Genomic DNA, 22,613 nt, shown 5'->3' with positions numbered 1-22,613 from the left:
CGATGGTACTGGGGTCACACCCGGGAGAGTAGGTGGCCGCCAACCCCAACAACGCACGGCCCCTGATTCGCAAGAGTCAGGGGCCGTACGCGTTTAACTACCCCCCCCGCAATGAAGGGGAGGCTGCTTTTTTTGCCGAAAATTATCTTTTTGAAGTGATAACAAGGGGGATTCGGTGCTGAATTGCCAGTAGCGGACTTGTTTAAGATGCATCCGCAGTCTCCATATTCCTAGCCTGCAAAGGGTAAAATTAGAGTATTGTAATCTAAAATGAATTTGCATCTAATGTAAACGGAGAAGGCTGCCTTGATGGGCAGCCTTCTCCGTTTCTTCTAATATGTACTAATGGAGGTAAATCTAATCTGGTTTTTTGCCGGCTATAGCAGTCTTTAAGCCATCTAATGCAATGTACTGATTTGCCAGATCTCTAAGTTCCTCAGCTGTAACGCCTCTTATCGTGCTGATGTAGTTATTGTAATGCTCATAAGGAAGCTTATGTAGTACAATGCGTTTATATCTGTCACATTGCTCAAAGATGGTGGCGATATCGTTTAAGAATTTGCCAAGCATGTAGCTTTTTACGGTTTGTAGCTCTTCCTCCGGCACCAACTCTTCTTGTAATAGCTTTACTTCTTTACGAATCTCTTCTATTGTCTTGTATGTGACCTGATAGTTTACGTCAGTGCCTATAAAAAACAAGCTATCATGTTCTTTCGGAGAAATCGCTGAATAGATGCCGTAGGTGTAGCCTTTGTCTTCCCGGATATTCCGCATAAGCCTCGATCCAAAATAGCCACCTAGTATTTCATTAAGTACAACAAGCTTATGATAGTCTTCATGCCCGATAATAGGGAACTGCTTACCAAGGCGAATAGAAGACTGCAGGCTTTCAGGCATTAGGACGAAATCCTCTGACTTGTTAGCCTCAGGTGCAGGTGAAGTAATACTGCTTACTGCTTTTGTTAATTGTAAAGTCGATATCTCTTTTTCCAGAAGTTTTTCCAGTTCTTCATCGATGGCACCGCAAGCAAAAACCTCCAGCTGATCTGTGCTATACCTGCTCTTATAAAAGCTCTCTAACTCCTCCCTGGCAATAGTATCTAATGCATTTTCATCGAGGCCAAACACATAGGGGTGCTTTTCACCATAAACCAGTTTAGTGAAGCTGTGTGTTGCCAGATAGTTATTCTTCTGACGCTGCACTTTCAGGTTTTGCTGATTTCGCTTACGAAGCAGTTCAAATTCCTCTGTCGGGAAGACTGGGTTTTGCAGGACATCAAGCACTAATGGCATCAGCTCCGGTACGTATTTGCTTAAGCAATAAAGTGTAAATTCCGACCGATCGTAGCCATGGTTGTTTTCAAAAGAGGCTCCATAGTAGGCTACCTTCTCAGCAATCTGCTTGGCTGTATAATTCTTACTCCCCTCAAAAAGCATCTTCCCCGTCAAGTCAGCTACGCCGGCCTGATCTTCGTACCACTTACCCGCTTTAAAAACAAAATCCAGCCTGATAACAGGCTGGGTTTCGCTTTTTATATAATGCAGTCTCGCTCCGTTGCTTAAGTGACTTACCTCAGCTATCTGTAGCGTTACTGCTTCTATTTCATGTATTTCTGGTGCTTTTGTTCTATCAAGCATTCTGTAATTAGTTTTTTAATCTAAGTTTAGCGACAGGCTGAAGCGTATGGTCTCAGCAAGAGGATTACCTCTTTCGCTTGGAATCAGGTATGCCGCGTCAATGCCAAATTTCTGGTAACGCAAACCTACACCTGTTGAAATATACTTTCTGTTGCCTTTCTCAGGGTTTTCATAAAAGTAACCAAGACGAGCAGCGAACAGGTTATTATACCAGTACTCCACACCGCCAGAGAAGTTGATCTCTTTTAGTTCCTCACTAAATCCACCCGGGGCATCACCGAACGACGTAAAGATACCACTGATCACCGTCTGTGTGCTGTCAGCACCAGGCGATGGCACCAGCAGTTTATTGGCATCAAGCACAAAAGTCAGCGAGTTATACTGGTCAAGGTTATACGTAATCGCGGTGCCTAGTTTCAGGTTTGTAGGCAGAAAATCTTTCTGATCACCATTGGTATAGGCAATCTTTCCACCGATGTTGGAGATGTTAGCACCCAGACCCAGGTTCAGGTTCTGAGAAAGATCGCGGTTGTAGTATACACCCACGTCTACAGCGGCTGTATTACCTGGCTTTGATTCAAAAGGTGTAGCGCCACCGCCAATGGTTACGTTACCGGCCAGGTTAGACCGAATGAAACGGGCGCCTATACCTAAGCTGAAGTATTCGCTCAAAGCTTGTCCGTAAGAAACTGACAGCGCATACTCCTTAGGAGAGAATTCAGTGATGTCGTTTCCGTTTGCATCGATGAACTGAATATCACCCAGGTCAAAGTATAGAAGCGAGGCAGATATGCAGATGTTTCAGATAGTTTTTTATAACCTGAGAGGTAGCTGAGAGACATGTCGTCCACGATATTTCGCAGCCATGGAGAATAAGAAAAACTTACACTCATGTCGTTCTGTACAAAGCCCAGCTTAGCAGGATTCCAGTGTGGCGTGTTTGCATCAGGGCTGATGGCAACACCCGCATCACCTAATGCGGCAGAGCGTGCATCCGGAGCTACTGTCAAAATCGGAACGGCAGTGGTTACCGTGCGTGAGTCCTGGCCAATAGTAGATGTTTGTGCTGATGCAAAGTGCACTGTAAAGAATGCAGCCACAAATGCAGTGGCTTTTACAAGTAGATTTTTCTTATACATATAGAGGGTATTGTTGCAAAATCAAATATAGAAATATTATAGGATTTTACTAATTCAAGAGCACAAGTTTCTCAAATCTAGTGGCCGTGGCTCCATCATATTGAGAACGTACAATGATTCGGTAAACGTATACGCCGCGTGCTAATGTGTTGTTAAATTCGTCTCTTCCGTTCCAGTTTATATCGGCCAGGTGCGACTGGCTGGCATAACTAGTGCCTTGCAGTGTTTTAACCAGTTTTCCTGATACGGTAAATATCTGTATATGGATATCTATATTTTCACCTGCCCTGTTGTGGTCAAAATGAAAGGTTGTATTCGTGGAGAATGGGTTCGGGTAATTCAGCAACTGTGTTATCGTTAACTTTTCGTTGTTCGACACGATAAACTCCAACCGCTCCTGTGCTGAATTGTTGTGCGTGTCCCAGGCCTTAAGCGACAAAGTATGCTGGCCTTCTTTCAGGTCTTTGAAAGGATAGCGTATGGAGCCGGATTGATAGCTGTCGCGATCAGAAGTGTAGTAATCGTTAAGCACGATGGCTTGGTCGGTTCCTTCATCAAGTATGGCGATCATCTCGTGTCCCGATCCTATACCTGCCGTATTCAGGCCGTTCTCATCAAAAAGTTTTGCCAACAGGACCGGGTTCTGACCCGTTGTGCCGCCAAATACGAAAGACTCGTCATCCATGAACAGCTTAATGACAGGAGGTGTATTGTCCATCGCTATACCTGAGGCGGTGCCTCCGATAACCACTGCTGTGTCGGCTCCTAAAGCATCATGTGCAGCACTTTTGGCATAGAGGCTGATTTTGCCAGCGCCATAGCGGTAGTCGATATCTTTAGGAACAACAAAGCTCAATTCAAAGGCACCGGATCTGACAGTGGCTTGTCCGTCATACACAATGTTCTCGCGAAGCTGAACTGGTAAAGGCTGGCTGCCGCCAGGTATAGCGGGTTCGCCTGTGCGCTCCGGTGTGTTATCACCCAGGGTGCGGCGGGTAATCGGTTTCTCATAAACAGTGATGTGCAAAGAACCATCAAAATTCGTGGCGATGCTGCCGTCTGCAGCCATCACTACGCCCTTCATGTTTACCTTACCTAATGCCCCAATCGTGTCGGAAGCGGCTTGGCTTCCATTAATCTGTGTGATTTGTGCCTGCAAATGCGGATAGGCTAGTTGCTGAGAAGGATCAGCCAGCAATGTGAAGTTACGGTTGTTCACACCCCTGGAACCTCCTGTCTCTGTCAGGCTGATGTTTTTAGTCAGGCGCATGACATCACCGAGTCGGGGCATCCGACCATTTACAGGACTGAAAGCCGCTCTATAGAAGTTGCGATTGAGTACCCGGTTATCACTGGAGAAAACGGGACGCGTTGTGGTAAGCAGGCCGATGGCACCTCCTTGAGAATTTAGCAGAGCGAGTTCTGCTCCAGACGAGCGCCTTGGGTCATCGTAGCGACCGAATTCGCAGGTGGCGGTAAGCAGAAAAGTCAATCGGTCCTTGTTTCGCCAGTTATTTATCTGCGGCACTGTCAGAATCTGCTCCCAGGCCCAGCTGACTTCGTTGCCATGTCCGGTATAGTTCACGATCAGGGAGCCTTGCTCTACAGCTTTGTCGATAGCTGCCGCTGCTTCAGGTACACGCTGTCCATTGGCGACGGCTTCCTGTGGGTATAGGTCCAGGTATACCTTGTTGGGGTTGTAACTGATGTGCTCACGCTCAAGGTAACTGCTCAGGAACTCGGCATCGTTCAGGTGCTCGTTATAGTCACCGTCGTCTGCCACAAAAGTTACCTGGCTGCGCCACTTCCCAAAATGTCCCGGGCTATCGTAAGCGATGATCTTGTCAACGACTGTCGCCGCTTCTGTCGTGGACTTTACAGGTAGCCGGCCTATACCTATATCAAGCAGGTGGTCGCCAGTGCTGTTCTCGGCCCATTCGCCCTCGTCCTCATCCAGAAAACCATAGTAGTCTTCGGAAGAGTAGCTGCTAATCGGGTGCAGTGATTGCCTTGACTGATACACGGGCACAAAGTTGGTGTTGTTGGTCAGCCGGTTTTTATAATCGTAAGACGTATCTCCAAAGAGCAACAGGTAAATTACATCGTCGCCCTGCTTGCTGCTGCGGCTGTAGAGCATGCGCATGTAGTCGCGTATGGCCGTTACATCCTGCGCACCTGATGAGAACTCGTTATATACCTGCGTGGTAGTAACAACTGTAACCTGCATGTTGCTATGCTGCCGGCGATGCGCTGCCAGGCGGTTGGCCTCCTGCAAAAAGCGGGGATGAGTCAGGATAACCAGGTCGAGGTTGCCATCGAGGTTGTGGCTGTGTAGGTCCTGGTTGGTCACCCTCCCAAAAGCTGCAGGCTTGAGACCTGTGTTGTTCCTGAATGCCACAAATTCCCTGAGCACATCAGTTGGAGCACTAAAAGTTAAGTCTGAGCCGGAAACGATTGTCTGCTGCACGATAGGCCGCAGCGGATCTGTCACATCCCATACCTGTGTGTTCGCGGTTGCGCCTGCCATACGGAAAGTACTCACCGGGCTGGCCAGACTAGCCACGGAGCGGAAACTGGTTTGGTCACCGTAAAGCCTGAGCTGGCGCTCATAGTTGAGTGTCAGGTAATTCAGGAAACCAAGGGCAGTAGAGTTGCTGCCTGTGCTGAAGCTGATCCCTACTTTGAGTTCCATTGGTTGCCCAAGTACTTGCTGGTTTAATGTGTAGGTGCTGATGCTGTTCACGCCTTCCGGATGGTAAGGAAATGTACCGCGCCCGCTGATCGTCTGTGTGCCCAGAGTATGGCCGTTGAGGCGCAAGGTATAGGAGCTCTCCGCCGATGAATTTGCCATCAGAAAAGCCGTCAGCTTGACCTCAGAACCCAGTGCCAAGTCCGACACGGGAAGGCTGATTTCGCGAGAGGCCGTGAAAGCACTAAAGTCTTCCCCGTACCATTCCCTGCCGGAGTACACCATGTTCTTGAGATCACGCTCGTGGTAAAGGCGCTCATTGTAACTACTAATAGTTTGACCAGCATCACTTGCCTGGCCGCGTTCGCTTAACCGGAGACCCTTGCCCGCTCCCACCCGAATAAAGTAATAAGCAGTATCGGAGTAAATGTTGTGGCTGTGGCGAAAGGCCGGGCTGCCGCCTGTAGCTTGCCAGGTATGAGGACCTTGTGCGTAAAACAGCACATAGTCTGACTCATCGAAGCGGCCATCAGTTTCACCTGCCACCCAGATGGCATTCTCCACAAGATCGTCAGGGCGAGGTGCGCTGTTGGGCTGCGGGAGCATACCGCCTCCATTTCCAAAGAGCTGCAATGTGCGTGGGTCGAGCTGCTGGGTATTGACGCCAAGTGACTGCAGTAGTGCCCTGTCGATGCGGTGTATACCTGACTCGGTTACGCCAATCTTATACCAGTTGCCTGTGCTAAGCACCGATGAAGTGGCGAATTGGCTTTGGGTGCCTTCAGTGCTTTGGGTGGCGTTGCGATATGTTTGCCCCTGCTGCGTAGCCGTTGTACTTTCCTGTGCCCTTGCATGGGGCGCTAGCAGGCTGGAGCCGAACAGCAGACAGGTATACAGCAGCAAAGAAATCCGCATGGCAGACTTGGGTAAATTAATGAATAGGAGGCTGTATAAATTTACAGAAGATTATCCTTCCAGCTAAATAAATAATCGATAATTGAGGCTACTTAGCAAGTTGGTCTGATTGTCATAGGGCTTTAGGAGGTTGGGGCTTTCTTGAAGATGGACAACACGACATAAAGCACGATGATCAGCGGTATAGCTGCGAATTTGGCAAGTGCCAGCAAAATGACAGAGATACCCAGGAAAACGAACCGGATAGCATTGTCTTTCCAGGTCAGGTTCTTGAATTTGAGCGCAAACAGTGGCAGCTCCGCCACCAGCAGGTATGAGAATACGACCGTTACCACCAGCAGGAAGTAAGGATTCAGAATAACATTATCGTACAGGTTGCCGGAGGTGGCCAGTATCAGCGGCAGCGAACCGATAAACATAGAGCAGGCCGGCGTGGGTACGCCAATAAAAGACTCGGCCTGCCGCGTGTCGATGTTGAACTTGGCCAGGCGCAGTGCAGAGAAGATCGTGATCAGGAAGCCGAAGAATGGCAGGATGTCGGCAGGTATACTTAACACAGAAGCCTCCGCTTGTGAAAGCAGCGCGAACATGATAGCACCCGGAACGGCTCCAAACGAAACCATGTCAGCCAGCGAGTCCAGCTGCTTTCCTATCTCAGAGTAAGCCTTGAGCACGCGGGCGCAGCATGCCGTCCATAAAGTCGAAAATAGCGGCTAAACCAATCAGGTAGGCTGCGTATTCCAGGCGAAAGTTAAAAGCAAAGTACAGCGCCAGGCATCCACAGAACAGGTTAAGGCAGGTGATGGCGTTAGGTATGTAGTTCTTCATCCGGAAGGCTTAACGCAGGAATGGGTTATACTTTTTTTCGTACGCGATGGTGGTTTCTGGTCCGTGACCTGGGTATACCACCGTTTCATCCGGCAAGGTGAATAGCTTGGTTCTGATGCTGTTGATCAAGGTATCGAAGTCACCGCCAGGCAGGTCGGTGCGGCCAATGCTGCCTTTAAACAGTACGTCGCCTCCGATGCATACCTTGTCGGGTTCACTGTAAAAAACCACATGGCCGGGTGCATGGCCGGGCGAAAAAATAATCTGCAGCTCGGTATTGCCAAATTTGACCGTGTCGCCTTCCTTCAGGTAATTGGTCGAGGCTTCCATGCCGCTGTACATCTGAAAACCGTAGTTCGGAGCGTATACCGGCACAGCACGCAGAATCTCCAGCTCTTTCTCGTGTATCTCCAGTTCCACGCCGTAAGTGTCGGCTACAAACTTGTTGCCCAGCACGTGATCAATGTGGCAGTGTGTATTGAGCAGGCGCACCACTTTCAGGTCGTTTGCTTCGATGTAACGCTTCAGTTCCTGCTGTTCGGTTTGCTCATAGCAGCCAGGGTCTACTACCACGCACTCCTTGGTGTCGTCGTGCAGCAGGTAAGTGTTTTCCTGGAAGGGGTTAAATGTAAGACAGGTAATGTTCATGTTGTTCACGTTCAGAGGGCGCGGGCCCCACAAATTCGGCTTCTAAGTTACGAACTTCAGGCGTAAGTCGTAAATTGCCTGTATGAATTATGACTACATAGTCGTGGGGCATGGCATTGCCGGCGCCACACTTGCCTATACCTTACGCAAACAGGGCCAGCAGGTGCTGGTGATCGACGAGCCCAAAGCCAACTCCGCTTCCCGTGTAGCAGCCGGCCTCGTAAACCCGGTGGCAGGCAAGCGCTTCGCCAAGTCCTGGCTCGTGGATACGCTGCTGCCCTATGCCGACAGCTTTTATGATGAACTGGAGGAACGATTCCAACAGCAGCTTTTCATTCACAAACCCATCTACAAAGTCTTCTCGACCATAGAGGAGCAGAACAACTGGATGGCCAAAAGCGCCGAAGGAAACTGGAGCGAATACATTGGCGCCACCTATACCCAAAGCACCGGCCAGGAGCATTCTGTTCAGGACCAATTTGGCGGTATCATGATCAGGAAAGGCGGCTACCTGCGTATAGCCGATACGCTTGACCTGTTGCTTCAAGAGCTGCAGCAGGAGAGTGCGCTGTTGCCGGAGCGTTTTGAAATGAATCAGCTGCAACTCACAGAGCAGGGAGTAGCTTACAAAAACATAACGGCCAGGCACCTGGTTTTCTGTGAAGGCTGGCAGGTGGTGCAAAACCCGTACTTTAAGTGGCTGCCGCTGCAGCCTACCAAAGGCGAAGTGCTGGAGGTGCAAACACAGGATTTTAATCCGGAATGCATCTATAATAAAGCCGTTTACGTTGTTCCGGTAGGAGAGGGCCGCTTCAAGATAGGGGCCACCTACAACTGGCGTCAACCCGACGAACTGCCAACCCCGGAAGGCAGGGAAGAACTGAGCGAACGCTTTGAACAGATTACCACACAATCTTATCAGGTGAGCAGGCACTGGGCCGGAATAAGGCCAGCCGTGCGCGACCGTCGTCCGCTCATGGGCCGTCACCCGGAGCATGCACAACTGAGCGTGTTCAACGGCATGGGCTCTAAAGGAGTGCTGATGGCGCCTTACCTGGCTGATGTATTTGCCAAGGCATTGATTGGAGGGGGAGAAATACTGCCAGACGTACACATTTCGAGATATTATTCGTTATATTACGACTACATAAAACACCATAACCAAGAACTCTAAGCGAATGCGTTTCTCCATAAGGTTATTGTTACTGTTCCTGTGCTGCGTTGCTGCAGGCGAAGTGGCTATGGCCCAGCCTAATGTGCAGACCTTTGGCCGGAGCCGAATTCAGTATAAGAACTTTGACTGGAAGCTCTACAGCACCCAGAACTTTAACATATACTTCTATGAAGGTGGCGATCAGTCGGCACGCAATGCGGCGGAATATGCTGAGCGCGAACTAAAGCGCATCACCAGTTTTATCGGCTATTATCCCTACTCCAAGATCACACTCATCGTGTATAACTCGATGACGGACCTGAAGCAAAGCAACATAGGTATGCAGCGTGACCAGTTCCAGACCGGTGGCGAAACGCTCTTTATCAAAAACAAGTTGGAGCTAGCCTACGATGGTACTCAAACAGACTTCAAGCGTGACCTGAGTTATCAGTTGACCGAACTCCTGCTCAACGATATGATGTATGGCGGTAGCCTGAAAGAGGCGCTGCAGAGCAGCTACCTGCTGCGCCTGCCTGACTGGTTTATCAGTGGTGTGGCAGCTTATACTGCCGAGGGCTGGAGCCTGCGCATGGACAACTATGTGCGCGACATGCTGATGGTCAACAGCAAAGCCCGCATGGAAGACGTGCTGGCCCGTGACCAGGAGTTGGGCGGCCAGGCTGTCTGGAATTACATTGCCGAACGCTATGGCTATACCTCCATTCAAAACATCCTGAACCTGACCCGCATTACCCGCGACACCGAGGTGGGCATTACCAGCAGTCTGAACATTCCATACAAGCGCTTCCTGCAGGACTGCCACAACTACTACATGCAGATCAACACCCGCGGCGAGAATCCGCTGGTGAGCCTGCCTGCCGAGAATAAAGTATTCCAGAAGAACAAAAAAGACAATCATTATACCCAGCCTGTGCTGAACCCGGCCGGTACACTGATGGCTTATGCCGAAAACGAGAACGGCAGCTATCAGATCATCGTGAAGGAGGTAGGCAGCAACCGCAGCCGTGTGGTATGGAAGAGCGGGTATAAGACCGTTGACCAGCGCATCGACTACAAGTTGCCTGTGCTGGCCTGGCGTACCAATACCCAGCTTGGTTTTGTGGAAGCAAGGAGGGGCCAGATGGTGTTGCGGCAGATCAACTCTACCCGCCGGCGCTCCCGTATCCCGGTGTTTGACGACATTCGTACCCCTGCCGTAACGCTTAGCCAGTTTTCGCAGGTGCGTGACATGAGCTACTCCGAAGACGGCACCACCCTGTTAATAAGCGCCGTGCGTGATGGACAGACAGACCTATACCTGCTCTCGAGCGGCGGGCGTATGCAGCAGCAGCTCACCAACGACATTTACGACGATATACAGCCGGTCTTCCTGAAAGGTGGAAGCAACAACATCGCCTTCAGTTCTAACCGCTTCGTGGACACAACTGGGCAGACAGCCACAGGTAGTTTTGCAAGTGTGGTAAACAATTACGATATCTTCCTGATGTCGCGTGAAGGGGGCAATGCCCGCCAAATCACTTTCTCCATAGCGAGCGAACTGCGACCACGTGCCACAGATGACGGCAACCTAATATACCTGAGCGAAGAGACCGGCGTGCGCAGCCTGTATCGCTTTGATATTGCCGCAGGCAGCAGTCGTCCCATCACCAACTTCCTGCAGGATATCGAGAGTTACGACGTAGGGGGAAGTGCAAATGCCCTGGTACTAACAGCCAGAGACAATGCCCGCAGCTTTGTTTACGCTTTCCCGACATTCAGTCCTACCACCCAGGACTCGCTCCCTAAGACCTCACGGCAGATTATACTGGAAACCCGCTCCCGAAGCGCCGCCGCAGCAACAACCGCCGCCACCCGCAAAATAGTGGAGGGCACAACTACGCTCAAAAGAACGCCACGCCAGGGGGAGGTAGACATTGAAAACTACCAGTTCGAGAGCGATGCCAAAGAGCAGCAGGAAGCTGAAGCAAAGGCTAAAACACAAGCCGCAGCACCGCAGCGTGCCCGTACAACTGATGGTGGCGTACCTATTGCAGGCCCCGTAGACTATGACCTTCGCTTTAGTGTGCAGGAGGTGATTACGTCGGTATACGCTGATCCGCAGTTGGGCTTTGGTATAGTGGCTGGCGTAAACATGAGCGACTTGTTCGAAAATCACCATATCCGGGGCAACGCCTTTGTGCGCACCGACCTGGAGACCAGCCGCATGTTTGCCGAATACATGAACCTCAAAAACCGGTTCGACATCGGCTTGCAGTACCGGCGTGATGTGATCGTGGGGCAGGCGCCGGAGTTCCCGGGCTCTGTGGTGCGCTTCGGCAAACACGAATTCTCGCCCACCCTGGTATACCCGCTCAGCTACAGCACCAGCCTCCGCATGCAGCCCAGGTTTGTGAACACGCGCTTTACCTACATCAACAGTTTTGTGACACCAGACAGGACCGACTACTTCGGTGGCGGTAGTGTAGAGCTGGTCTTTGACAACTCCGTGGTGCGGGGCGTAAACATGCTGGAAGGTACCCGTATGAAAGCAGGTATCATGAGCCTGAAAAACTTTGAGCACAGTTCTGAGAACTTCAGTAAGTTTTACCTGGATGTGCGTCACTACCAGAAAATTCACCGGCAGATCACGCTGGCAGGTCGTATCAACTATGGTACTTTCTTCGGTAACGCGCCCAAAAACTTCCTGATCGGGGGCATGGACAACTGGCTCTTCGCATCTGAAGACGACGGCAACCCGCGCGATGCTGTTGTGGTGAGAACGCCAGCCGACCTGTTTTACCTCGATTACACGACTCCGCTACGTGGCTTCAATTTCAATGCTCGTCGGGGCTCCAAAGTGCTGCTGGCCAATCTGGAGTTGCGCGTACCTATTGTGCAGTATCTCTATGACGGACCTATACCTTCGGGCTTCTTCCGCAACCTGCAGTTTACTGCTTTCGGTGACGCCGGGTCAGCTTACAATGGTACCAACCCGTTCACGGGCAACAACTCTATTAATACCCGCGTGATAGGCGGCCGTATAGACCAGACCAACACGAGCCCGTTTGAGATCACGGTGATCAACTACCGCAACCCGTTCCTGTTAGGCTATGGCGTAGGTGCACGCACTACATTGTTTGGCGTGTATGGCAAGGTCGACATGGCCTGGAGCCAGGAGGACAATTCCCGCAGAGGACCTAAGTTTTACATCACCTTAGGTTACGACTTCTAACAGAGGCATGAACCGGAAAACCAAACGATTTGGTATTGGCTTTATTCTGGTGATCGGTTTGGCAGCCGCCTGGCTGCACATGGCCGACAAAAACTATGTGTACAAAGCCCTGTATCATAACTTTGCTGATATAGACGATCACCTGATCTTCCACCAGCGCAAGATCAAGGCTGCTGATGAGCCCCAGCCCTGGCCGCTTGCGACCAATTACAACCAGCTTACGCTGCCGCAGGAGTTGCAGCAGCTACACAAGGAGCTGGAGTCAGTTGCCTTTGTGGTTGTGCACCACGACTCACTGCTGTATGAGCAGTACTGGGATGGCTATTCAGAAGAGTCGCTGAGCAACTCCTTTTCGGTGGCCAAAAGTATCGTGAGCATCCTGGTAGGTATAGCCCTGAAGGAGGGAGCGATTCAAAGTATAGACCAGCCGGTAGGTGACTTTTTACCGGATTTCAGAGAAGGAGCAAAGGCAAAGATCACGCTCCGGCACCTGCTCTGGATGAGCTCCGGACTGAACTGGGACGAGTCATATGGCAACCCCTTTTCGGTTACTACAGAGGCCTACTATGGGTCTGACCTGAAGAAAGTGATCCGAAGGTTGGAAGCGGTGGAGGAGCCCGGGCAGGCCTTCTCCTATAAAAGCGGTGATACCCAGATACTGGCTTTCGTGCTGGAAGCGGCCACCGGGCAGAGGCTGGCTGACTATGCCGAAGAGAAACTTTGGCGTCCACTTGGAGCGGAGCAAAAGGCCGAATGGAGCATCGACCACCCCCTTGGAAACGAGAAAGCCTATTGCTGCTTCTTCTCCAATGCCCGCGATTTTGCCCGCATCGGGCAGCTATACCTGCAAAAAGGGATTTGGCAGGGTGATACGCTTGTATCGCCGGAGTACGTGCAGGCTTCTCTTACCCCAAGCGGCCTGACGGATGCCAATACCGGTGATCCTACCAGGCACTATGGCTACCAGTGGTGGCTCCTGCCGGACTACAAAGGCCAATCCATCTTCTACGCACGTGGCATTCTGGGGCAGTACATCATCGTGATACCAGAGAAAGAGCTTGTGATTGTGCGACTTGGCAAAAAAAGGGGCGAGCGTATCAACCATCATCCTGCTGAGGTCATGGGTATGATTGATGCGGTAAATCAAATAGTGCCCTAGGTATAAAATCTCCTCCAGAATGACAGGCTCGGACCGGAATTCCATCGCCTTGTCAAGACCCCGCTGCCTGTCCGGATTTGAGCTTTTAGCTTTCCATCTGCGTATAAGTGAGGAATTATAGCTAATTTGCAGGAACATCATCTTATATAGTGCTTATGTTGCAGTCCATGACAGGCTATGGCAGTGCCCGCCTCGATACTGACCAGTATTCTATTAACGTCGAAATCAGATCGCTCAATTCCAAAGGTATGGACCTGTCCGTGCGTCTACCGCGCTTCCTTTCGGAGCGTGAGTACGAGATCCGCACCATGCTGACAAAAGCGCTTGTGCGTGGTAAAGTGAGCATCTGCGTTGACTATGCCAAAAACAAAGCGCAGAAAGCCAAGAGTAATATCAATAAAGACTTGCTCAAAGCATACTACGAGGAACTGAACTCGGCTGCCGATATGGTAGGCGGATCTAAAAACGACCTTTTCCGTTTGGCCCTGCACATGCCGGATGTACTGCAGCAGGACCAGGCGAAGACGAGGAAGGCGAAGCGACTGGGATACAGTTCAGCCTCTGGTGCAACAGGCGCTCGAGAGCATCAACGCATTCCGGGCTGATGAGGGCAAGGCGCTTACTACGGAAATCATGTCCTACATCGACCGTATCCGGATACTGCTGGCTGAGGTCGAGAAACAAGACCCGGTGCGCATGGAGCATATCCGCAACCGCATCAAAAACCATATCACCGAAATATCAAACTCAGACCACTACGATCAGAACCGCTACGAGCAAGAGATGATCTATTACATGGAAAAGCTTGATATAGCGGAAGAGAAAGTTCGCCTGATCAACCACCTGCATTACTTTACGGAAACGGTATACCTGCCGGAGCCCACTGGCAAAAAGCTGGGTTTCATTTCGCAGGAGATCGGCAGGGAGATCAATACGATCGGCTCAAAAGCCAACGACGCTACTATACAGCACCATGTTGTGGAAATGAAAGAGGAGCTGGAAAAGATAAAAGAGCAAATCAACAACATCCTGTAGCAAACTTGCTACTGAGCCAACTTAAAGCAGCTGCCCTTGCGGGTAGCTGCTTTTTTTGTGATCAGTAGCTAATGCCATCTCTCTGAGGATTAGTGTTTAAACATTCGCGTGCCGATAGAGGCCTGAAGGAATTTTTTTAATTTTTTTTTGAAATTTTTTCAGTTTCGGGTGCGCTTTGTTATTGCAACCCAGTTTCATAAGTATACTTAAATTCTTATATAAGTTATATTTAATGTTTATTATCTCCGAAACTTTTTAAGAGCGGTAAATATGTTGTTAAAACGCTGATTTTCAGTTTGTTTATGCTATTGTATGGCTGATTGTTTTCGTCTATATTTCGTCATGTTTAACTATAAAAATATATTTTAATGAAAACAACACGTTTACTTTCGCTCCTGGCCCTTGCGGTCATGTTCTGTTTCTCCTCTTGCCAGAAAGAAGAGGCAGATGTAACTGCCAACGAGATTTCACCCCTCGCCATGGCTAAAATCTCAGAGATGGGTTTCAACACAGACAATGTACAGCGCACCGAGGGTGGCTACATTGTGGAGGGTGACATTTTCTTCTCTGAAAGCGACCTGCAGGCCTCTCCTGAGACCACAGCCCTGCGTGTTGGTGAGGAGGAGCAGTACCGCACCAACAACCTGGTAAGCGTAGGCTCCAGCCGCACCATCAACGTGGCCATCACCACCAGCCTGCCTTCCTCTTATGTGTCGGCGCTCGACGAGGCCATCCGCCGCTTCAACGCCGAGAACCTGCGCCTGAAGTTCCGCCGCGTGTCCTCCGGTTACAACATCCTGGTGTCGAAGGCGCCGAGCGGTTCTTCTTACCTGGCTTCTGCCGGTTTCCCTTCCGGTGGCAACCCGTACAACTCTGTTAAGGTGAACTCGGACTACCTGGGCTCTAACCCGGGCACCAACTACCTGGCCACGATCCTGGCGCACGAGATCGGTCACACGATCGGCTTCCGTCACACCGACTACATGAACAGAGCCTACAGCTGCGGTGGTTCGTACTACAACGAGGGTGCCTCTACAGTAGGTGCTGTGCACATCCCGGGCACACCGACAGGTGCTGATCCTAACTCCTGGATGCTGGCCTGCATCGGCACTGGCGTGAACCGCTACTTCAACTCTAACGACAGAACAGCCCTGCGCTACCTGTATCAGTAGTCCGGAGCGTTTAACTACGGTCTGAGAAGCACAGTTCCCGGCAGGGAGCTGTGCTTTTTTTGTACCTATTCTCAAGTACAGCACCGAGGTGTAGGTATGCGGTTTGATAAGAATGATTGGGGATTCGGTTGATGCAGTGACTTATCTGGTTGGGACTGTCAGCCCTGCAATTTCAGAACTTACTGTAGTAACATTTTACCTGAAAGTACAGCTCCTTTTTCATTGGTAAGGCGGATGATGTAGAGCCCGGGGGGAAGGCCTTTCGTATGCAATTCTTTCAGCATCCCAGTTTCCTGCGATTCCTGTACAAATCTGCCCAGGCGGTCAAAGACCTGAACTTTTACCGTTTCGCTTTCCACAGCTACAAATACAGTCTCGCCCGCCCTTACCGGATTAGGGTATACCTGCACAAAGTTTTTGGGAGTATGAATTACCGTTTCATCCTGGCTATAAATCATTTTGCCATCGGTTGTGGTGACACTTGCCCGGTATATATTGCGGCCAGGTATAGGGCTCTCATCTATGAACTGGTAGCGCAAGCTGCTTGAGGGCGTGCCGGCATGCACAGTCTTAAAACCATCCTTCTCCAAGCGTTCCAGGCGCAGGAATCCCAACTGGTGCGTGGTGCTGAGACTTAGCGAGAACCGTGCTACATCAGGAGTCACTAACTGGCTGGGCTGAAAGCTGCTGATGTAGCAGAGGGGATGTCTCAGCCTCGGCAGTGATGCTTCGGCCATAGGTAGCCTGGGTACCCTGGATAAGTGGTGCTACTGCCAGGTAGCTACCCTGCAATGCGCTTCGATCGATGATAGCGAGTGTGTCAGTTGTCCTGAGGAGGGCCTCCAGGTGAGTAGCGCCTAACTGGAATAGCTGATACTCCTGGGCATTGGGTTGTTTGCTCCAGTGCAGCATCACCTGCTCTTCACAGTTAAATCCGATCCGTAAGTCCGTAGGTCGTGCCAGGATGAACGCTTCTGTTTGCAAGTCCATACCTTTCGTGAGTATGCGGAGTTGTGCTACTGCTGCTGTGTCCGGGGTTTGCCAGGTATAGCTGCCCTGCCTCAGGTCTACATCCTCAGCTATGGTATACCAGGTGTCAGAAGCCTGTAGTCGGTACTGCAGTGTGGCTGTACCAGTAACGGTGCCAGCCTGCCAGGCAACGCGGTTAGGCTGCCCCGCCTGCACCGTAGAGGCCGCCACAGGGTATAGCCATTCTATGCCCTGCTCCAATTCATACACCAAGCTGAACTCCTGCGCCCCTTGTGGTACATTGTAGCCAGTTACTTGCAAGGTATAGGTGCCAGCTGCAGGTGCGTCCAGCGTGATTTGCTCAACATTGTTCAGGCGGTCGATGCTTCGCCGTGCTTGTCGGTGCAGCGAGTCGGGGTGTGGGTAAGTGCTAAGCACCCAAGGTCGCCAGATCTTGCCCGAAGCGGTATGTCGCAGCACCAGATCCAGGTCATTTATGAGCGCCCGTTCGGCATTGGGCTCCGCTTCAGGATCGTGCCACACTAGGGTTGCCTTCAAGCGGCGTACACCCGTAGGAACTTTCAACTGAATACTTCGGGATTGACCTGTTGCTACAGCATCCAGCCTGAATTGCTTTGCTTGTATGGCTCGGAGTGCCCCGAGTGCATCGGCATTGCCAAATCCTGACACAAAATCAGGGCCCGGGTTGTCTACTTCATCGGCGCTGTTTATCAAAGCCGCTTTCACCAGTGAGGCTGGTGGCAGGCTGCCATACTGTGCCTGATAGGACTGCTGCACCAGCAGGACTATTCCTGAAACTACAGCAGCGGCCTGTGAGGTGCCTCCGGCGCCATGCGCTACCAGTTCAGGTTTGATGCGGCCATCATAAGCAGGACCTCTGGAGCTGAGCATACCTACCTGCCATCCGGGTCAAGCGCTCCTACGCTCAGCGTGTTTTTGGAGGTCTTGAACTGCCCGGTCAGGTTGGCTATACCTGGCAGGTTGGCATAGGTGCCGCTCGTTTCGGATTTGTCACCACTGTTGCCTGACGAAAACACGTGAAGCAATTCGGGATGCTGGTAGCTCTGCTGGTCGTAGGCCTGAGCCTCCAGGCCATAGTAGTTCTCCACACCCACGCCATAGGAGTGATTTTGCACACTTATACCTTGAGTCAGCAGTGTCTCGCTCTTGTCAGGAAAAAGCTCCTCGAAGCTCGAGTGTGCAATGAGGGCATGCTGCGTCACACCTCTGCCATTGGGGCCCGTATTGCCGGCGCTGCTATCAGGGTGGCCATGGTCGTGGCGTGCGGACTGCGGTTGCCCTCCATTGACTGCGGGTTGATTACACGGCCCTGCAGATCGATATCCTCCGGGTCAAAGGCGTATTCTTTTACGGATACTGCCATACCTTGACCGGTCAGTTCTGGAAATTCAGCTTGGGCAGCGTAGACATTGTTCACCACAAAGTCTGCATCACGCAACTCCAACTCTTCTATGGCCTGACGGTGAGACTTATCGATATACAGCACTTCCGGGGAAGCAGCCAGTTGCAGTAACTGACTCGGTTTAATGCCAATCACCAGCAGGGTATTAGGCTGATTACCGGTGTCTGAAACCCTTACATCCAGTTGTTGCTGATGAAGCCAGGTATAGAAACCCTGTTTGTCTGATACTTTGATGCGATAAGAGGCAGCTGGAAGTTCTCTGGTGCCCCCTTGCAGGGGAGGAGCAAGTTTGCGCACTGCCTGTTTGGGAAGTGATGATTCTACCTGTTGAGCCTGTAGGTGGAGCGGGAGCAACGCCAGCAGGCAAAGCACAGTTAACCAGAATGTGTGTTTAAGTTTGTAGCGTGGCGGCATAGAGCAGACGTAAGAGTAAAGCTCAGTTTCTATCTTGGTAGAATAGCACTAAAGCTAATCAATAGCCACCATATAGACAATAGCTAATAAAGCTTGATCGATTGAAAATCAGGCTTATAAATATGTTTAAATAGGAAGTTTTATTGGAGGGGGATATGCTGCCCGGGTTACATTTTGTAGATCCACTTAAAGAGCAGGATGCCAAGTATACAGCCGATGGTATTGCTGAGTACATCGATGATATCGCCCTGGCGGCCAGGTATAAGGTAATGCTGCAGCAGTTCGATCGCGATACCGAACATGGAGCTCACAAAAAAGGCTGTGCGGATGGCATAGTGCTGCACACGCGGAAAGGTAAACTGTTTTTTCAGGCCCACTGTCATCAGGTAAGTGAGCACGGCAAACATGAAGGCGTGTGCAAATGAATCAAAAGAAAAAATCTCCCAGATAGAAAGGGAGGGCATAGAAGAGGAGGGCAGCAGCGTCAAAACCATGATCACTGCTGCCCAAATAATGGTAAAGAAATTATACCTTAGAATCAAACCTGCTTCTATACTGTCAAAATTACTGACCGATTACTTCGCGGTAGCCTTCAACCGTCAACAGGCCTTCCACTTCGCTGGCGTCGTCAATAGACATTTTGATGATCCAGCCGTCGCCGTAAGGATCAGAGTTTACCAGCTCAGGGCTGCCGTCCAGCTTATCGTTAAACTCCAGTACAGTGCCGCTTAGTGGGCTGAACAGGTCAGAAACTGTCTTCACAGCCTCTACTGTACCGAACACGTCGTTCTGGCCAATCTGCTTGTCCACCGTGTCAATGTCAACGTAAACGATGTCGCCCAGCTCGCTCTGTGCGAAATCCGTGATGCCTACGTAAGCTACGTCGCCTTCTACGCGAACCCACTCGTGGTCTTTGGTATACTTTAGGTTGTCAGGTAAATTCATTTTTATCGCTTTGGGTTAATGATGTCCAAAAATACGGTCTTTTTCGCAATGCCAAAAATTATTGCAGACTAACACGTAGCTGTACTCCACCTTCCGACACACTGTTACGGAACGAGGTGGAAATTTTAGGGTCGGACACGGTGCGCAGCAGGTAGAACTGTATGTTCACGCGCTGGCTCAGGACATAATCCACGGTTGGCCGCAGCTGTACCTGGCGGGTACCGTTGGTGATCTGGTTCTGGCTGATCTCGTTGCCTGATCGTCCTGCGCAATGGCCCGCTGTACGGTCTGGTTGTCACGCACCGACATGTCCATGCGCATGGTTAGCTCGTTTTCCAGGGTGCGCCGCTCACCACCTATCCGGAAAGGTATACGGAAGTTCGTGGTGCTATACCCGAAGCCGAAGGTATAGTCCTTTACGTTGGTCTCAGTTACCTGGGCATTGGTAAGGTTCAGTGACAGGTTACGCTCTATTCTGTACCCAATGCGGCCGGTCAGGTTGGTGTTGGTGCGGAAGTTCACTCCCAGCAGTTCCAGACGCTCCTGCACCGTGAGCTGGTTCACGATGTAGTACGGGATCAGCTGCCCAAACTCGTTGGTGCGGGTTGGGTAGTCACCCGGGCTGTTTTCATAAGCCAGTGAAGTGGTGAAGCTCGTTACGTTGTAGGTGGAATTATACGAGTGCGTCAGGTTGACCTGGCTGAACCAGCGCTTGAAGAAGGCAAGCTGCGACAGACCATTGTAATCAACACGCCAGTTAGGTATGGGCAGTCGCTTGAATGGGTTGCCCCCTTTGGCCTGGAATCCACTGGCATCACGCCCCTGATAAGCGTACAGGAACGACTGCAGAAGCACATCCTGTGAGTTCAGGGTATAGCCTGAGTCACCGGCTGCCGCATTGGCATTGGTGAGGCGCTCGCGTATCTCGTAGCGGTTGCGGATGAAATTATCGAAAGCAGCCGAAGTGCCTCCCGCAGTAGATTCGAACATGGTGCCCAGCGCAAAGAAGGAGGTGCTGAACGAACCGGTGTTGATCGGGTTCTGGCGCTCGTTCACAGTGCCAATGTTGCCAAAGTCATCAAACTGCTTGCGGTAGAAGACCTCCTGTATTTCGGACATGTTGCGGCGTGCGTCCAGCTGCAGGTTAAAGTTTCGGAACGGCTCCATGTTGGCTCTGGCCGTGAGCGTTTCTGTCTTGATGCCGCTAAACGGTGTGTTCAGGTACTGGCTGCTATCGGTATACCAACCGTTTGTAAAAGCACGGTTGTAAAGCTCATCCAGGTCGTACTGGCGGCCGAGGATGAACGGCAGACCTGGCGCGTCAAAGCCATCGTCAAAGCCAAGCATCTTGGTGCGCGGCAGGTAGCCCGGCATCATGGTGCCCTGGTTTTGCAGGTAGGTGAAGTTCACCGAGCGGGTCATCATCAGGAAGCGGGCCAGCCCCTTGGCAAACTTCATCTCCGATTGTTTCTTCACAGCCGTATCGCCGGGTGCAGGCACAGGTGGTCTGCCTTGCGGTTGCGTCGGGCTGTTCACGTCTTTCAGGAATTTCACCTTGTTGTAGAGCTTCACCATATCAAAGCGGCCATTCACGCTGAACTCGGTGTTATTCTCTGCCGTGTTACCCAAACGAAAAGGCGCGTCTTGGTTCAGGGCCGTGGAGCCTGCCGTCCAGATGTACGTAACAGCATAGCGGGTCTCAGCGCCCAGCCAGTCGGTGAGCGGGAATTTCTCGAAAGGCACCTTGTAGTTGGCGGCTACCAGCTGATTGAAGTTTGTATTACGACCAAAATTGCGCAGGTTGTCCCAGATCACCTTGTTCTTGTAGCGCAGTGAGTCCACGTCGCGGTTGATGCGGTAGTCTGGCTCGTCTACCACGGCACGATTGGTAGCAGTGTAGTCCAGTGACAGGCTCTTGCTGATATCCCACTTCAGGTCGTAGATGCGGTTGAGAAGAAGTACTTCTGGAACACAGGTTCTATACCTCTGGAGGTGATCAGGCCGGAACCCGGATCGCGGCGCTGCAGGAAAGTCTCGTTATACCTGCGGTCGAGGTCAGCGCGGAAGGCAAAGCGGCTCGGCAGCGGCGTAAAGTTCAGGTCTTTGATCAGGCGCATGTACGGCGACTTAAGTCGCTCGCTTTGGGCGAAGAACTCGTAGTTGCGTGGCGTGTTGGTATAGGTATAGGCGACCGCTCCGGTATAGGTGCGGGTAAAGTCGCGGTCCGTCTCGATGTTGGTAAACAGGCGCTCGGCGTAGGAGTAGGAGAAAGACAGGTTTTCCACGTCATACGGACGCACCTTGGCCTCCGGATTTGTCCGTTCCTTCCTAACGTTTAGTAAGCTCACACTTTTCCGGGTTTCCCGAGTACTCACTTCCCGCCTGTACTCCCGCTGTGATTCATCAGTCTCATACCGCGTGACCGACTGTTCCAGCGGCACATCCTTGTCGAGCGGGTCAAATTGCGGTGCGCTGTTCATGGTGCCATACTGCACCGATACCGGCACTTTTATACCCAGCTTCTCTGGCAGAAACTTATCGGCTACAATGTTGGCGCTCACATCAAATACAGCGGTGTTTTCGCGGGCTCGCTGGGCGATTTTCTGCTGCAGCGCTCCGAAGCCGATGGTGGTATAGCTACCTGTGGCCGTAATGTTGGCAAAGTCGGCCAGTTTGGTGTTGAGGCGGGCATTAGCGGCCCAGCCTGAATTGTTCCGGAAGTCGGTTACACGGAGCTCGTTCACCCAGATACAAACCGATTGCGGACGCGCATCTTCACCAGGCACAGTAGGATTGCGCACACCGATCATCACACTCTGCACCTCACTGAAATCCGGGTTACCCACCACACGGATCATCTTGCCACCCTCTAGCATCACTTCCCACGGACGGCGGTTGTCCCAGCCACCAACGGCTCTGTTGCGCTCTACCTTGGCGTTTACAAAATCCTCAATAGCAACATCGATCTCGTTCTCGGCAAGCCAGATGCCTTCGCGGCTTCTCGTACCCGGTGGTGTCAGTTTGAGCGGCACCACGTATTCGTAGTAGTTTTGGGTATAGTCCGTGCCGATTCGGATGAAAGCCTGCACATCATCGTCGCGGGTATTAGGGTCGCGGGTCTGGGCATGCAGGAACAGCTTGAGGCGCTTGTAAATCAGCATGTCGATGGACAGGTTCTTGTACACGGCCTTGGAGAAAGAGTCTTTCAGGTCCTCGACGCAAAGTTGAAGCGA

The 22,613-nt window shown here is 51.4% G+C and carries 20 protein-coding genes and 1 pseudogene; 6 read left to right on the top strand and 15 right to left on the bottom strand.

Features of this window, described 5'->3' with window-relative positions:
• Window positions 1-357: 357 nt before the first annotated feature.
• The 6 genes and pseudogenes from O71_RS08445 to O71_RS08425 all read right to left on the bottom strand — a co-directional run bounded on the left by O71_RS08445 (window position 358) and on the right by O71_RS08425 (window position 7,857).
• Entirely contained in the window at window positions 358-1,638 is a 1,281-nt protein-coding gene (locus O71_RS08445; RefSeq protein WP_007655481.1) for a pitrilysin family protein, read from the bottom strand.
• A gap of 15 nt (window positions 1,639-1,653) precedes the next feature.
• Window positions 1,654-2,777: pseudogene (gene porV, locus O71_RS08440) on the bottom strand (type IX secretion system outer membrane channel protein PorV).
• Between the two features lie 49 nt (window positions 2,778-2,826).
• On the bottom strand, window positions 2,827-6,381 hold the full coding sequence (gene porU, locus O71_RS08435) for a type IX secretion system sortase PorU (protein WP_007655471.1): 3,555 nt from the start codon (window positions 6,379-6,381) through the stop codon (window positions 2,827-2,829).
• A 122-nt stretch (window positions 6,382-6,503) separates the two neighbouring features.
• Window positions 6,504-7,055 (bottom strand): phosphatidylcholine/phosphatidylserine synthase, encoded by a 552-nt coding sequence (locus O71_RS08430; RefSeq protein WP_007655469.1) that lies wholly within the window; start codon window positions 7,053-7,055, stop codon window positions 6,504-6,506.
• On the bottom strand, window positions 7,036-7,209 hold the full coding sequence (locus tag O71_RS27185; protein WP_007655466.1) for a CDP-alcohol phosphatidyltransferase family protein: 174 nt from the start codon (window positions 7,207-7,209) through the stop codon (window positions 7,036-7,038). Before O71_RS27185 ends, O71_RS08430 begins: the two co-directional genes overlap by 20 nt.
• A 9-nt stretch (window positions 7,210-7,218) precedes the next feature.
• Window positions 7,219-7,857 (bottom strand): MBL fold metallo-hydrolase, encoded by a 639-nt coding sequence (locus O71_RS08425; protein WP_040574037.1) that lies wholly within the window; start codon window positions 7,855-7,857, stop codon window positions 7,219-7,221.
• Window positions 7,858-7,939: 82 nt separating this feature from the next.
• Here O71_RS08425 and O71_RS08420 point away from each other — a divergent pair, with 82 nt between their 5' ends.
• The 6 genes from O71_RS08420 to O71_RS08400 all read left to right on the top strand — a co-directional run bounded on the left by O71_RS08420 (window position 7,940) and on the right by O71_RS08400 (window position 15,608).
• Window positions 7,940-9,031, top strand: a complete 1,092-nt coding sequence (locus O71_RS08420) for an FAD-binding oxidoreductase (RefSeq protein WP_007655462.1) — start codon at window positions 7,940-7,942, stop codon at window positions 9,029-9,031.
• Window positions 9,032-9,098: 67 nt separating this feature from the next.
• A complete protein-coding gene (locus O71_RS08415; RefSeq protein ID WP_237717773.1) occupies window positions 9,099-12,242 on the top strand; it encodes a hypothetical protein in 3,144 nt (1,047 codons plus the stop codon).
• 7 nt (window positions 12,243-12,249) lie between these two features.
• Window positions 12,250-13,401 (top strand): serine hydrolase, encoded by a 1,152-nt coding sequence (locus tag O71_RS08410; RefSeq protein WP_007655452.1) that lies wholly within the window; start codon window positions 12,250-12,252, stop codon window positions 13,399-13,401.
• Between the two features lie 155 nt (window positions 13,402-13,556).
• Window positions 13,557-14,006: a YicC/YloC family endoribonuclease gene (locus O71_RS25475; protein ID WP_237717772.1), complete on the top strand. Its 450-nt coding sequence runs from the start codon at window positions 13,557-13,559 to the stop codon at window positions 14,004-14,006.
• Window positions 13,966-14,436: a YicC family protein gene (locus O71_RS25470; protein WP_237717771.1), complete on the top strand. Its 471-nt coding sequence runs from the start codon at window positions 13,966-13,968 to the stop codon at window positions 14,434-14,436. The genes O71_RS25475 and O71_RS25470 overlap by 41 nt, the downstream gene beginning before the upstream one ends.
• 368 nt (window positions 14,437-14,804) lie before the next feature.
• Window positions 14,805-15,608, top strand: a complete 804-nt coding sequence (locus O71_RS08400) for a M57 family metalloprotease (RefSeq protein WP_007655451.1) — start codon at window positions 14,805-14,807, stop codon at window positions 15,606-15,608.
• A 179-nt stretch (window positions 15,609-15,787) separates the two neighbouring features.
• Here O71_RS08400 and O71_RS08395 read toward each other — a convergent pair whose 3' ends face one another.
• From O71_RS08395 to sprA (O71_RS26425), 9 genes are all read right to left on the bottom strand, one after another.
• Complete coding sequence (locus tag O71_RS08395; RefSeq protein ID WP_007655450.1) at window positions 15,788-16,273, bottom strand: T9SS type A sorting domain-containing protein; 486 nt, start codon at window positions 16,271-16,273, stop codon at window positions 15,788-15,790.
• Window positions 16,263-17,489 carry a S8 family serine peptidase gene (locus O71_RS08390; protein ID WP_040574035.1) on the bottom strand — a complete coding sequence of 409 codons (1,227 nt, stop codon included), beginning with the start codon at window positions 17,487-17,489 and terminating at the stop codon, window positions 16,263-16,265. Before O71_RS08390 ends, O71_RS08395 begins: the two co-directional genes overlap by 11 nt.
• 2 nt (window positions 17,490-17,491) lie before the next feature.
• A complete protein-coding gene (locus tag O71_RS26440; protein WP_040574034.1) occupies window positions 17,492-17,821 on the bottom strand; it encodes a S8 family serine peptidase in 330 nt (109 codons plus the stop codon).
• The gene (locus O71_RS08380) at window positions 17,818-18,393 is read right to left on the bottom strand and encodes a hypothetical protein (protein WP_192811653.1); all 576 of its coding nucleotides are present in this window, start codon (window positions 18,391-18,393) and stop codon (window positions 17,818-17,820) included. Before O71_RS08380 ends, O71_RS26440 begins: the two co-directional genes overlap by 4 nt.
• A 209-nt stretch (window positions 18,394-18,602) precedes the next feature.
• Window positions 18,603-18,935, bottom strand: coding sequence for a VanZ family protein (locus O71_RS08375; RefSeq protein WP_007655449.1), 333 nt, complete (start codon window positions 18,933-18,935; stop codon window positions 18,603-18,605).
• A 64-nt stretch (window positions 18,936-18,999) separates the two neighbouring features.
• On the bottom strand, window positions 19,000-19,380 hold the full coding sequence (gene gcvH / locus O71_RS08370; RefSeq protein WP_007655448.1) for a glycine cleavage system protein GcvH: 381 nt from the start codon (window positions 19,378-19,380) through the stop codon (window positions 19,000-19,002).
• A 58-nt stretch (window positions 19,381-19,438) separates the two neighbouring features.
• Window positions 19,439-19,573, bottom strand: coding sequence for a hypothetical protein (locus tag O71_RS26435; protein ID WP_007655447.1), 135 nt, complete (start codon window positions 19,571-19,573; stop codon window positions 19,439-19,441).
• Window positions 19,558-21,285, bottom strand: coding sequence for a cell surface protein SprA (gene sprA / locus O71_RS26430; RefSeq protein ID WP_255345366.1), 1,728 nt, complete (start codon window positions 21,283-21,285; stop codon window positions 19,558-19,560). The genes O71_RS26435 and sprA (O71_RS26430) overlap by 16 nt, the downstream gene beginning before the upstream one ends.
• A 26-nt stretch (window positions 21,286-21,311) precedes the next feature.
• The coding region (gene sprA / locus O71_RS26425; protein ID WP_071530862.1) for a cell surface protein SprA at window positions 21,312-22,613 on the bottom strand (1,302 nt) is incomplete at its 5' end.

This window comes from Pontibacter sp. BAB1700 (genome assembly GCF_000277005.1).
Lineage (GTDB): Bacteria > Bacteroidota > Bacteroidia > Cytophagales > Hymenobacteraceae > Pontibacter > Pontibacter lucknowensis.
This window is presented reverse-complemented; position numbering and strand designations above follow the sequence as displayed.